Origin of the sequence: Halomonas sp. KO116 (assembly GCF_000734975.2) — a bacterium.
Lineage (GTDB): Bacteria > Pseudomonadota > Gammaproteobacteria > Pseudomonadales > Halomonadaceae > Vreelandella > Vreelandella glaciei.
This window is the reverse complement of the sequence record NZ_CP011052.1, coordinates 4,377,977-4,390,094: the sequence shown is the minus strand read 5'-3', so window position 1 is coordinate 4,390,094 and position 12,118 is coordinate 4,377,977. Positions and strand designations below refer to the sequence as shown.

11 protein-coding genes are annotated in these 12,118 nt (G+C 53.4%); 7 read left to right on the top strand and 4 right to left on the bottom strand.

What is annotated here, in order from left to right:
* Window positions 1-41: 41 nt before the first annotated feature.
* Window positions 42-1,520: a sodium:proton antiporter NhaD gene (gene nhaD / locus KO116_RS20105; protein ID WP_035562589.1), complete on the bottom strand. Its 1,479-nt coding sequence runs from the start codon at window positions 1,518-1,520 to the stop codon at window positions 42-44.
* 420 nt (window positions 1,521-1,940) lie between these two features.
* On the opposite strand from nhaD, the gene KO116_RS20100 reads away from it, so the two are divergent.
* Window positions 1,941-2,918, top strand: coding sequence for a TAXI family TRAP transporter solute-binding subunit (locus KO116_RS20100; RefSeq protein ID WP_035562591.1), 978 nt, complete (start codon window positions 1,941-1,943; stop codon window positions 2,916-2,918).
* Between the two features lie 88 nt (window positions 2,919-3,006).
* On the top strand, window positions 3,007-4,806 hold the full coding sequence (locus tag KO116_RS20095; protein WP_035562594.1) for a TRAP transporter permease: 1,800 nt from the start codon (window positions 3,007-3,009) through the stop codon (window positions 4,804-4,806).
* Here the strand turns inward: KO116_RS20095 and KO116_RS20090 are convergent.
* Window positions 4,803-5,372, bottom strand: coding sequence for a hypothetical protein (locus KO116_RS20090; RefSeq protein WP_035562597.1), 570 nt, complete (start codon window positions 5,370-5,372; stop codon window positions 4,803-4,805). The genes KO116_RS20095 and KO116_RS20090 overlap by 4 nt on opposite strands.
* 87 nt (window positions 5,373-5,459) lie before the next feature.
* Window positions 5,460-6,416, bottom strand: coding sequence for a calcium/sodium antiporter (locus KO116_RS20085; RefSeq protein ID WP_035562600.1), 957 nt, complete (start codon window positions 6,414-6,416; stop codon window positions 5,460-5,462).
* Window positions 6,417-6,785: 369 nt separating this feature from the next.
* On the opposite strand from KO116_RS20085, the gene KO116_RS20080 reads away from it, so the two are divergent.
* The 3 genes from KO116_RS20080 to KO116_RS20070 all read left to right on the top strand — a co-directional run bounded on the left by KO116_RS20080 (window position 6,786) and on the right by KO116_RS20070 (window position 8,526).
* A complete protein-coding gene (locus tag KO116_RS20080) occupies window positions 6,786-6,992 on the top strand; it encodes a cold-shock protein (RefSeq protein WP_007111857.1) in 207 nt (68 codons plus the stop codon).
* Between the two features lie 248 nt (window positions 6,993-7,240).
* Window positions 7,241-7,981 (top strand): metal-binding protein ZinT, encoded by a 741-nt coding sequence (locus KO116_RS20075; protein WP_235272442.1) that lies wholly within the window; start codon window positions 7,241-7,243, stop codon window positions 7,979-7,981.
* Between the two features lie 146 nt (window positions 7,982-8,127).
* Window positions 8,128-8,526 (top strand): lysozyme inhibitor LprI family protein, encoded by a 399-nt coding sequence (locus KO116_RS20070; RefSeq protein WP_035562603.1) that lies wholly within the window; start codon window positions 8,128-8,130, stop codon window positions 8,524-8,526.
* 108 nt (window positions 8,527-8,634) lie between these two features.
* On the opposite strand, the gene KO116_RS20065 is transcribed toward KO116_RS20070, so the two are convergent.
* A complete protein-coding gene (locus KO116_RS20065) occupies window positions 8,635-9,450 on the bottom strand; it encodes a helix-turn-helix domain-containing protein (RefSeq protein WP_035562605.1) in 816 nt (271 codons plus the stop codon).
* 252 nt (window positions 9,451-9,702) lie between these two features.
* On the opposite strand from KO116_RS20065, the gene KO116_RS20060 reads away from it, so the two are divergent.
* Complete coding sequence (locus KO116_RS20060; protein WP_035562607.1) at window positions 9,703-11,079, top strand: APC family permease; 1,377 nt, start codon at window positions 9,703-9,705, stop codon at window positions 11,077-11,079.
* A gap of 12 nt (window positions 11,080-11,091) precedes the next feature.
* Window positions 11,092-11,979: a carbon-nitrogen hydrolase family protein gene (locus KO116_RS20055; RefSeq protein WP_200897116.1), complete on the top strand. Its 888-nt coding sequence runs from the start codon at window positions 11,092-11,094 to the stop codon at window positions 11,977-11,979.
* The last annotated feature ends 139 nt before the right edge of the window (window positions 11,980-12,118 follow it).

Below are 12,118 nucleotides of genomic sequence, written 5' to 3'. Positions count from 1 at the left end.
GGTCTATCTAACTTACATTTATCTAACTTACGTTTATACGATTAGCTGAAGAGCGCAAAGCTCTCAGCGTTAAGCCACATGTGAACCAAAATGCTGGCGATATAGCCGAGCAAAATGACCGGCGACCAACGCAAGTGGCCCATAAACGTATAGGAACCTCTTGCCTGGCCCATTACCGCTACCCCTGCCGCTGAACCGATCGACAGCAAGCTGCCCCCGACACCCGCGGTTAAGGTAATCAGCAGCCATTGGCCGTGGGACATATCGGGCTCCATCGTGAGTACCGCAAACATCACGGGAATGTTGTCGATGACCGCTGATACAATACCCAGCGTAATGTTGGCTGCCGTCGCGTTCCAGCCAGTGTAGAGCGCCTCTGACAGCAGGCCGAGATAGCCCATAAAACCAAGCCCGCCAACGCACATCACTACCCCGTAGAAGAATAGCAATGTATCCCACTCGGCACGTGCCACACGGTTGAAGACATCAAACGGTACCACGCTACCCAACTGCTCAAGCTTCTTGTTGTCACCGCGGCGGCTATAGCGTTCGCGTTTACGCTCCAACGAGCGGGGTAGGCTGCGGCGTAGGTAGTAGCCGAAGAACTGCAAGTAGCCCAGGCCGGTCATCATACCCAGTACCGGCGGCAGGTGGAGCACTACGTGGCACAGCACGGCGGTAATAATGGTCAATAAAAACAGCCCTACAATGCGCCGGGCACCCCGCTTCATCCACACATCTTCATACACGCTAGCGGGTTTCTCGTCCTTAATAAACAGGCTCATGATGGAGGCGGGTATTAGGAAATTGACCAGAGCAGGGAAGAACAGGATGAAGAATTCCTGGAACTCAACCATGCCAGCTTGCCACACCATGAGAGTGGTAATGTCGCCGAAGGGGCTAAATGCACCCCCTGCATTGGCGGCCACCACAATATTGATACAAGCGACGTTAATAAAACGCTGATCGCCCTCTGCCACTTTAGTTACCACGGCACACATCAATAGTGCGGTGGTGAGGTTGTCGGCAATGGGTGAAAGCACAAAGGCGAGACCGCCGGTCAGCCAAAACAGTGTCCGGTAGTTGAAGCCTTTGCGTAACATCCAGGAGCGCAAAGCATCAAACACCCGGCGCTCTTCCATCGCGTTGATATACGTCATGGCCACCAGCAAGAACAGCATCAGCTCGGTGAACTCCAAAAGCGTCACGCGAAACGCGTACTCTGACGCTTCCGACATACCATTTTGGACATACACCCAGCCGATGAGGCTCCAGATGATACCGGCTGCCACCAACACCGGCTTCGACTTGCGCATATGAATCTTTTCTTCCGCCATGACGAGTGCATACGCCAGAACGAAAATAGTTACTGCAAAAAAGCCGACAGCCGAGGTGGTTAAATTTAATTCACCAGTAACGGCAAATGCATTGGGACTTACGCCTAATAGTAAGGCCGCTAACAAAAAAAGCCAGCGACGATATAATCGTGGCTGGCAAGAGGGTTGGCACAACGTAGGCATGTGACGTTTTTCCTCATGGTTAAGTTGTCAGAAGTGGTGTAAAAGCGCCGCTAGTTTACCAGCCTATATTGCGCCGCAATACTTTATAAAAACGAACGAAAGTAGTTCTTCTTAGTGGAATAGCATCTTTTTTTAGGAAATTAATCTTTTAGGTAATGGTAACTTTAACAACATTCGTTTTGCCTAAGTGCTGATTTAAATGTGGGGTTATACTATTGCCGAATAGTATTATTAAATAATATCCATTTCTTTATACCTCTTTTCACTAATGCCCGCTTTCATTATCACCGCTCAACCCCAGGCGAGGCTGCCCGTTTAGGCATAGTCATGGTATGTTGATGCCCCCTAGGCCCATTGCTGGGTAACATAAAAACGAGGCCCGTTAGAAAACGGCCGCTGGATACGCTAAGGAAGATTAAGATGCGCAACTCATTTCGCTCCCTTCGCCGCACGCTTGGCGTGACGGCTGCTACGCTAGCGTTGGTAAGTACCGCTTTCTCCGCCCACGCTGAAACGCGGGTGACCTATAAATCGGCTTCTGCAGGTACCGCCTACTATCAGATGGGTGTAGAACTCTCAGAAGCAATCCGCCAGGGTACGGATGACGCGATTATTCTGACCCTTGAAGAGAGTCAGGGCTCGGTACAAAACGTCATGGAAGTCATGGCTCGTCAAGGCAATTACGTGTTTACCACGCCGCCTGCGTTAGTCGAACAGGCTATGGCAGGTGAAGGCGCCTTTGCCGAGCGTCAAAACCCCCGCTTTCAAGAGATTCGTGGCCTGTTCCCCATTCCCTCTATCACCATGCACTTTGTACTGGCGGGTGACGAAGGGGTGGCTAATATGTCTGCCCTGGAAGGCAAGCACTTATTAATTGGCCGAGGTACGTTTGGCGCCCGGGAAGCGGCTCGTTATCTGGAGCTGTTTGGTCTGGAAGAGACTGTCCAAATTGCCGATGCTGCCATTGGTAGTGGCCCGGATGCACTTAAAAACGGTCAGATTGATGGCTTTGTAACAGCCAGCTCTTTCCCGTCGCCTAACGTGATCGAGACCGCCGCCAGCATGCCTATAGCGTTGGTTAGTCTGACCGATGAGCAAATCGAACAAACCGGCGCAGCGCGCCAAACGATCCCCGGCGGTACCTACCCCGGCGTTGATAAAGATATCGAAACCACATCGCTGCCGGTGATTGCCTACACCACCACCTATATGGATGACGATACCGCCTACACGCTGACCAAAACATTTTGGGAGCGTCGTGATGCCATGGCCGAAGAGGCCGCCTGGTGGGGCAGTATTACCCCAGAGATGCTGGAAAACATGACCGGCTCGCTACACCCAGGGGCATTGCGCTATTACGAAGAAGCGGGTTTCGAGGTGCCTGACTCTCTACGTTAGTCACTTTCCCCCTTCTTCCTACTGCCACGGCGCTCGCGCAGTGGCAGTTCTGTATTGATGCAGTATTGATAGTAATAGGCAACTTGGCATGCGTGTTGTTACTTCTTCGCCAGCGGCGACCCCCATCGATGATGACGCCATAGCCCCAGGCTGGATGGCGCTGGGGGCGGTGAGTGTGGTGTTTCATCTTGGATTGATTTTTTATGGTTTAACACCTGCGCTCGTCAGTCGGCCGTTACACATGGCGCTGCTGTTGCCCTGGGTGCTGGTCTATATGGCCAACACACCGGTGCAGCGAATCAGCGGCTGGGTGCTGACGGTGCTGGGCGTGGCCGCATGTGGCTATATCGCCGTCAATGAGGCCGCGCTAGCCAATCAGTATGGCTTTATTGATACCCACCTGCAGATGGGGATCGGGCTATTTTTAATCGCGCTGGCGCTTGAGGCCGCCCGTCGGGCGATTGGCTGGCCGCTCCCGCTGGTCGCGTTGCTGGCCCTGATGTATGGCGCTTTCGGCCAATACATCCCTGGTGCGTTTGGCCACCCTGGGCTCCCGCTGCCTAGCATGGTGGGTACATTGACCATTGCCGAAGGTGGGCTGTGGGGATCGCTGACCGGCGTGAGTGTCAGTGTGGTGGCGATTTTTGTGATTTTCGGTGCGGTACTCAATGCCGGCGAAGCGGGTCAGGGCTTCATGAACCTCGCTGGCGCGGTGGCAGGGCGGCTGACCGGGGGCGCGGCCAAGGTGGCGGTGATTTCCTCAGCACTGATGGGGTCTATCTCCGGTTCGGCGTCAGCTAACGTGGCCTCCACCGGGGCGATTACCATTCCCTCCATGGTACGCCTGCGTTATCCGCGCTCACTCGCCGGTGCGGTGGAAGCGGTTGCCTCCTCTGGCGGGCAAATCATGCCGCCGCTGATGGGGGCCGGGGCGTTTGTCATGGTGGAACTGACGGGGACTCCCTATACACAAATTATGGCCGCGGCAATGTTGCCGGCAGTCCTCTATTTCTTGACCGTCTGGGTGGGCATCAATGCCTACGCGACCCGGCATGACTTGCAGCCCGTGGCTGAAAGTGAACGCCCCCATGCGAAAGAAGTCGCCATTACCTCACTATTTTTCGCGATCCCGTTCGTGTTGCTGCTCGAACGTATTTTCAACGGTGGCTATACCCCACAGTACGCTGCCAGCATTGCGATTTTCGCGGGCATCGCGCTGTTGTTCTTTGATGTGACGCTGCGCTTTTCGCTTCCTGGCTTTAGCCGTCGGTTAGCCGCCGCTGCGGTCACTGCCGGGCGCCAGATTGCCGTGATCGGGGCGATTATCCTGTGCGCCTCGCTGGTGGTCGGCGTTCTGTCGCTAACGGGGCTGGGTGTCAAGATTACCTCAGGTATCCTGTCGCTCTCCAACGACATGCTGTGGCCAGCACTACTGCTAACAGCGCTCGCCTGCTTGATTTTGGGCATGGAGGTGCCAACCACCGCCGCCTACGTGATCTGCGTCTCTGTCGCCGGGCCGGCGTTGACATCGCTGGGTCTGGAACCGCTTCTAGCGCACTTGTTCGTCTTCTGGTACGCGCTGCTCTCGACTATCACACCGCCGGTGTGTGGCGGTGTGTTTATTGCCGCTGGCATGGTGGGGGAGAACTGGCTGAAGGTGGCGTTCAAGGCCATGGCGCTGGGGATCGGGCTGTATATCATTCCCTTGGCCATGGTGGCCAACCCGGAAATAATCCAACTGGCCTTTAATCCGTCAGGTGCCCTGCTGAATGCGCTGAAAGTGGCGCTGGGGCTGGGGGCGATCTCTTACGGAGTGATCGCGCGCAAAGCGTTGTGGCAGCGTGCGGCGCTAGTCGCGGCGGGGGCCATCCTGATCTTCGTGGTTTAGTCCTGGGACGAACCTTCAGCATCCAGCCGTAGCGGCGAAGAGGCTGGCAGCGGGGTAGTGGCAAACATCACCCAGGTATCCAGCGCAGGCCCCAGTGACTGAACTAAACGCAGTTGCTCGGGTGCTTGCCCCAGCACCTCTTCAGCGCAAATGCCTGCCTCAAAACGTCCCGCAAGAAGCCCTTCTGCCACCGCCACTGTGGTGGGGGCGTTTATGATCTCTGTATAGGCCGTTAAGTCGGTGTAGTAGCGGGTTGCCGGTTGTAGCGCTACTTGGGTGGGGCGAATAGAGGTACGCTGGGCAATCAGCGCTAGTGGTTTGCTGCCCGCTATAAAGGTGTCTACGGGATAGGCTCGATGCATATAGCGGCCAACGCAGTCGCTATGCGTTGCATGAGCGGTGCACTGTAGAACGTGGCTCACTTGGCCGTTGATCAGGGCTTGGAAGGCATCTTCAAAGCAGTTAAATAACGTAATACTGCCTTCGCCTGAGCCGCGCATTTTGAGATAGCGCTTGGCAATCAGCTCATGGTTATTGCCACTAGGCCCCAAGGTTGCAATCTGCACGGTGATTTTTCTCCACGCTAAATGATCAAGTCATTGAGCCAAAAGCGTTGGGGCTTTTGGCTCAGCGCAATTGACGATTAAATCATCTCAAAAGATCGTAAAGCTTAACGCTATATAAGCGGCATAGCCTGCAAGCAGTGCCGCGCCTTCCCAGCGCGACAGGCGCATGCCAGTGTACAAAAATAGCACCAGTACGCCCGCAGCTCCCAGCATTACCCACTGGTCAAACATGGCCACCCGTGGTGCAAGGGGCAGCGGTTGTAAAAATGCTGAGATACCGAGGATGCCCAGCAGATTAAATATGTTGCTGCCCAGAATATTACCAACGGCAACATCAGCATGACGGCGCAGCGCCGCAATCACCGACACGGCCATTTCAGGTAGGGAGGTGCCAACGGCGACGATGGTTAGCCCAATGACTGCTTCGGAAATACCCAACGCCTGGGCTAACCCAATGGCGCCAAAGAGCAGTAGCTGCGACCCTCCTATTAGCATGCCTAAACCAATCACCAGCGCTAAGGCGATCATCCAGCCCGTGTTGGGAAGTTTGGTCATCTCTTCGGCTTCTGAGGCATGCATATCTGCCGCAGGAATATGCTGACGGCTTTCGCTTATATAAGCCCAAATAAGATAGCTAGCAAGACTGGCTATAAAGATTGCCGCATCAACGCGCCCTAATGCCCCGCCAAAGGAGAGGCCAATAAATAGTAGGCTGGCTAGCACCACCACCAAGCCATCCCGGCGTAGCGCTAAGGGTTGAACCACCATAGGGCAAATCACGGCGCACATGCCTAAAATCAATAAGATATTACCGATATTGCTACCCACGATGTTGCCAATCGCAATGTCTGGCTGTTGGTTTATAGCGGCATCAATAGAAACAACCAACTCGGGTGCCGATGTGCCGAAGCCAACGACGACCAATCCGGTTAGCAGTGGCGAGATACCCACCCTTCGTGCGCCAGCGACAGCCCCCCGAATCAGTGACTCGCCGCCCAGGGTGAGCAGCGCAATACCCGCCAACAAACTAAGTCCATATAGCATGTTAAAACCTCTTCCATAGTACTGGTCAGGCTGCGATTAATGCAGGGTTTGCCTGGCCAATAGAGCGCGCTAGGCGGTCGGATTAGTAGTGCCTAGCTCATTGGCAAGATTACTGCTAATTTTTGTAATTTGCGCGGTATTCCAGTGGTTATAAGAGGGAGAGCAAAAATTAAAAACGCATAAAGGCTTTGACCTGCTGCTGACTACGTGGCAGGATATGCGCAGTTAGTAAGTTAGCAAGCAAGCATGGTTCCAGAAACATTCGAATTCTTTCGGTAGTCTGTAATTGTATTCCTTGTTCTACTCACTATTTATCTGGGTAATACCAGGATTTCTACAATTCGCGACTTGCGAAAAGGATTTAATATCATGGCAACTGGCACAGTTAAATGGTTCAACGATTCTAAAGGCTTTGGCTTCATCGCACCGTCTGACGGCAGCGACGACGTTTTTGCTCATTTTTCTGAAATTCAGTCTGATGGCTTCAAAACTCTGCCTGAAGGCGCTAACGTCTCTTTTGACGTTACCCAAGGTCAGAAAGGCCTTCAAGCTTCAAACATTAAGCTGCTTTCTTAATCCTAGCGATTATTTAAGTTCTCGAATCGTTTAGATTCGATGATCGGGCCCCGCTCACGCGGGGCCCGATGCGTTTGTATCTTCAATAAATCTACGACGCCATTATCGTTGCGTCTGCCGACAGGCGCTGCTACTCCATCCGTTGCCACTTTCCCCACAATTCTATAGTGCATTAATCAACTAGCTTGATTAAATGATATGTTATATTGTATCTTTTTTGAGCGTTAACTCATAAGGGAGAAAGAAACATGGGAGCCAGCAAGATGGAAGATAGTCAAAAGATGGTGTCGCCGCTAAAGGCTGTCAGTGCCTTTGCATTCAGTACGTTACTGCTCGCTGGCGCTCAATACGCCAGTGCTGATGATCATGACCATGACCACAGCCATGATCACGATCATGCTCATCACGACCACGACCACGACCACGACCACGACCACGACCACGACCACGATAGCGATATCTATTCGGGTTATTTTGAGGATGAACAGATCAAGGATCGCTCACTTTCAGACTGGGAAGGTGATTGGCAATCCGTCTATCCGTACCTACAAGATGGCATGCTAGATGAAGTGTTTGCGGATAAGGCCGAGAATGGCGATAAAACCGCCGAAGAGTACAAAGCGTATTACGAGATAGGGTATGCAACGGATGTAGATCGTATCGTTATCGACGGCAGCAACGTCACTTTCTTTGCGAACGGCGAAGAGATGTCGGGTGACTATCAGTACGATGGCTACGAGATTTTAAATTACGAGGCGGGCAACCGGGGTGTTCGCTTTATTTATGAGCTCGAAGGCAAGGGGGCTGACGATCTTCCCCAGTATATTCAGTTCAGCGACCACAGCATTTACCCAACAGACGCAGACCACTACCACCTTTACTGGGGCGATGATCGTGAAGCGTTGTTAGAAGAAGTGACTAATTGGCCGACCTATTATCCTTCAGAACTAAGTGGCGAAGAGATTGTTGAAGAGATGCTGGCCCATTAAACTGTATTAAGCATACTTTAATAATTGAAAAGCGCTGGCTATCATGCCAGCGCTTTGTAGTTATTGGCACTGTTAAAATAGGATTCAGGGCAGATCGACGGCACACTTGCTGTATGGTTTTACCAATTGTCATAGAGCCATTCATTATGCGTTTGTCTTCACTTTTTATTGTTATTGGGTTGGTGGTCTCAAATAGCTTTGCTTATGCGGGCGATAGGTGTAATAACGCGACTACTCAGCCTGAACTCACCGAATGCTCGGCGCAGGCCTATCAAACGGCTGACGAGGCGCTCAATGAAGCCTACCAGGTGCTGGTAGACCAATTAAGTAATAACACCGCGTCACTGGAAAAGCTTAGAGCCGCCCAGCGGGCTTGGATCGGTTTTCGCGATACCGAGTGTGCATTTGAAAGTAGCGCTGTTGAAGGCGGCAGTGCACAGCCTATGGTGCGTAACGGCTGTCTTGAAGGGCTAACGGAAGCACGTGCTGAAACGCTGCGCAAGCATGCTGAATGTGAAGAGGGCGATCTAAGTTGCCCGCGATAAAGTTGTTCTTCAGTATGGCGATAAGCAGCGATAAGTCATTAATTTAATCATCTCAGTGTATATAACTTCACAAGCTTTTTAGTTCTTAAATATTGATAAGGCTAGGCGTCATTTGTGCTCAGCTAGCCGAGCGAACAGCGGCATCAGTAGCGCGAAGAGTTCCGCCTGGGACGAAATGCAGCACTTGGCATAGAGCTGGCGGCGGAAGACTTTCACTGTCTGAAGGCTGACTTCTAGGTGGAGGCTGATGGATAGGGAGGAGTGTCCTCTTAAAATAAACAAGGCCACTTCGGCTTGGCGTGGGCTCAGGCGAATGCCGTGTTGATGACTCAGGGCCTCTCTTAGGCGTTCCTCTAAAGGAGCGGGCGGCGCTTTGCCCACATCGTCAATGCGGTAGTCTTGCCAGTGCTTTTGCAGAAGAGAGCTGAGGGTGTTTTCGTACTGATGCAGAATCTCAAGTTCACGCCTATTGAAGGGTTTGCCGCTGGAGCGATCCCTGCCAAAACAGGCGGTTATCGTATCGCTCTCAGTGATATTGGCGAAAACCGCTACCTCATCCAGTAGCGTGGTCTGCTGGTAATAATTCTGATAGTAATGCGTGCGTCGAAAGTGATCGGGCGCTATGTCTCTCAATCGGCGTATGCCCTGAACATTGCCTCTCAGGTGCTCGCGGTAAAAAGGATCCAGCAGGTAATCTCCCCCTAGATATTGGCTATCCATCGGTAGGTAAACGACAGGGTCGGTGTATTCCCGATAGAGCACCGCTGGCCGGTGTTCGCCGTGATAAGCGATGATGATCAAGTTATCGAAGGCAGCGAGTTGTTTCAACAATCTAGAGAAGTGTTGAGGTAACGCAGGCGTTCCCAAGGCTATGATGGCATCGGCCAGTACCTCGTCATTTTCGCTTTGAGTCACTGCATCCACATCCGCAAGTCCATACCACGCTAGGGTTATATACGATCCGACGAGCTGCCAATACCGTTCTAAAGAGGTTGGCTACTAAGCGTCTCAGTCTAGCTGGATAGCTGTAACGCCAGCAACTGAGAGTTATTAGCCGGTCATTAACGGTAGCAAGCTGGTCTAGCCTCGGCGGCTGGCTTGATCAACCACCTCTTCGTTTTGTGCCGACTTAGCGGATTGCCCGCTGTCGGTTCCAACGTTTCCTGGAGATGGATCATGACGGATAACAATATCAAACTGGAAAGAACGCTATCCCTAAAAGCCGTGGTGCTGTTTGGCCTAGCCTACATGACGCCATTGATCGTGCTGGGCACTTTCGGTGTGATTGCCAGCACTAGCAATGGCGCCGTACCCACTGCTTACCTCATCACGACCGTTGCCATGCTATTCACGGCCTACAGCTACGGCATTATGGCGCGTACTTATCCGGTAGCCGGGTCTGCCTATACTTACGCCCGCAGAGCCATCGACTCGCGTGTTGGCTTTATGGTGGGGTGGAGCGTGCTGCTGGATTATTTCTTCCTGCCAATGGTGATTTGGTTGATCGGCGCCGCTTATCTGAACGCTCGTTTTCCTGAAGTACCGAGCTGGATATTCCTGCTGGGCTTTATTGGCATCACCACCTTCTTGAATATCTACGGCATCAAGCTCGCGTCCAAAGTGAACTCGTTGCTGATGGTTTTCCAAATACTGGTGATCGCGTTCTTCGTACTGCTTTCAATTCGTCACGTTTTTGCGACTGGTGGCACTGATTCGCTTTTTAGCCTGGGGCCGTTCTTGGGTGAGGATGCTGGTTTTACCGCGATTGCTGCGGGCGCCGCGGTGGCCGCTTACTCTTTTCTTGGCTTCGACGCCGTCACCACACTGACCGAAGAAACCATCGACCCGAAGCGCAATATCCCTAAGGCCATTATGCTCACCGCGCTGATCGGCGGGGGTATTTACGTACTCGTGGGCTACACCACCCAGCTGGTGCATCCTGGCAGCAGTTTCGTAAACTCAGACTCCGCCGCCTTTGAGATTGCCACGACCATCGGTGCGGATCTTTTCGGCGCTACCTTCCTGGCTGGTATGGTGCTCGCCCAGTTCACGTCCGGCCTGGCCGCTCAAGCCAGTGCCTCTCGGTTGCTGTTTGCCATGGGGCGGGATGCGGTATTGCCGCCTAAGCTGTTCGGAGCGCTGCACTCGCGCTTCCACACGCCAGTGTTCAACATTGTCCTCACGGGTGCTATCGGCATCATTGCCTTGTTCCTTGATGTGTTATCGGCCGCCTCGTTTATCAACTTCGGTGCCTTTATCGCCTTCACGATGGTGAACCTGTCAGTCATCTTTCTGGTCAGCAAAGACGCCGATGCAAGGCGCCAGTATGGTGTGATTAGAGGGATGTTAGTGCCGCTCATCGGTGCCCTGGTCAACCTTTGGCTGATGAGTAAGCTGGATATCAACGCCTTTATTCTTGGGCTGATCTGGCTGTCCATTGGTCTCGCCCAGCTGGCCTACCTGACCCGGTTCTTCCGTCGCGAGCCGCCGGAAGTGGCCTTTGATGATTCAGCGCCCGAGTCAGCAACCGCCTCAGTAAAAGCGACCTATTAACGGAGATCTACCATGTCCAGAAATTTGCCTGTCCTTGTGGTGCAGGAAGCCTCGCGGCCGCACGGCATTGACTCCGAACTGCTGGACTTCGAGGCCGAGCTGGCGGTACACCTGAGTGACTTCGGTGCCGATTTTGAACAGCCCAGGATGGTGGTTTATCCGGAGCTCCATCTATGTGCTGCCACGGGTACGCCGGAGCAGCGCAAAGAGCAACTGGAAGCCGCGGCTGAGCCGATCGATGGCCCCCGTCACCAGCACTTGTCACGTATCGCCCGCAACCTGGGAGTATGGCTGCTGCCCGGCACGGTATGCGAACGAGGTGAGGACGGGCATCTGTACAACACCGCGCCGGTGTATTCGCCTGAAGGTGAGCGAGTGGCTGCCTACCGTAAGTGCTTCCCCTGGCGGCCTTACGAGCCCTATCAACCGGGAGATCGCTTTGAAGTGTTCGAGGTGCCGGGCATAGGCCGGGTCGGCCTAGCCATCTGCTACGACATCTGGTTCCCTGAGATGGTGCGTCAGCTAGCGTGGCTGGGGGCGGAGGTGATCATCAACCAAGTGGCCACCACCACCTGCGACCGCGCCCAGGAGCAAATCCTTGTGCAGGCCAATGCTATTTTCAACCAGGTGTATATGGTCAGCGCCAATTCAGCCGCGCCTGCGGGGGAAGGTCAGAGTCTGATCGTCGACCCCGAAGGCCGCATCCGCGCGAGGATGTCCGGCGCTACTCCAGGCATACTCACCGATGTACTTAACATTGATGAGGTCGAGCGTGTGCGTACCTTCGGCACCGCGGGCCTAAACCGCATGTGGTCTCAGTTCCGAGACGATGACCCTGTGCTGGAATTACCCATGTATGAAGGGCGCATTGATCCGCGTAAGTGGAGGGAAAAGCGTTAAACAGCCCATCTTATGCAGGGGTGCTTTACGCTCATTGGATCTGTATCCGGGTTAATAGCCTAAGAAAGGCCAACGTGCGGGAGATAAGACGCAATGAAAACGAGGCTCACGAATAAAGAAGGTGAAGTAAGAGAACTCA

What these genes read in the sequence shown, in the direction of transcription:
- nhaD (WP_035562589.1), bottom strand. Translation starts at nt 1,520, where the DNA reads ATGCCTACGTTGTGCCAACCCTCTTGCCAGCCACGATTATATCGTCGC.
- KO116_RS20100 (WP_035562591.1), top strand. Translation starts at nt 1,941, where the DNA reads ATGCGCAACTCATTTCGCTCCCTTCGCCGCACGCTTGGCGTGACGGCT.
- KO116_RS20095 (WP_035562594.1), top strand. Translation starts at nt 3,007, where the DNA reads ATGCGTGTTGTTACTTCTTCGCCAGCGGCGACCCCCATCGATGATGAC.
- KO116_RS20085 (WP_035562600.1), bottom strand. Translation starts at nt 6,416, where the DNA reads ATGCTATATGGACTTAGTTTGTTGGCGGGTATTGCGCTGCTCACCCTG.
- KO116_RS20080 (WP_007111857.1), top strand. Translation starts at nt 6,786, where the DNA reads ATGGCAACTGGCACAGTTAAATGGTTCAACGATTCTAAAGGCTTTGGC.
- KO116_RS20075 (WP_235272442.1), top strand. Translation starts at nt 7,241, where the DNA reads ATGGGAGCCAGCAAGATGGAAGATAGTCAAAAGATGGTGTCGCCGCTA.
- KO116_RS20070 (WP_035562603.1), top strand. Translation starts at nt 8,128, where the DNA reads ATGCGTTTGTCTTCACTTTTTATTGTTATTGGGTTGGTGGTCTCAAAT.
- KO116_RS20060 (WP_035562607.1), top strand. Translation starts at nt 9,703, where the DNA reads ATGACGGATAACAATATCAAACTGGAAAGAACGCTATCCCTAAAAGCC.
- KO116_RS20055 (WP_200897116.1), top strand. Translation starts at nt 11,092, where the DNA reads ATGTCCAGAAATTTGCCTGTCCTTGTGGTGCAGGAAGCCTCGCGGCCG.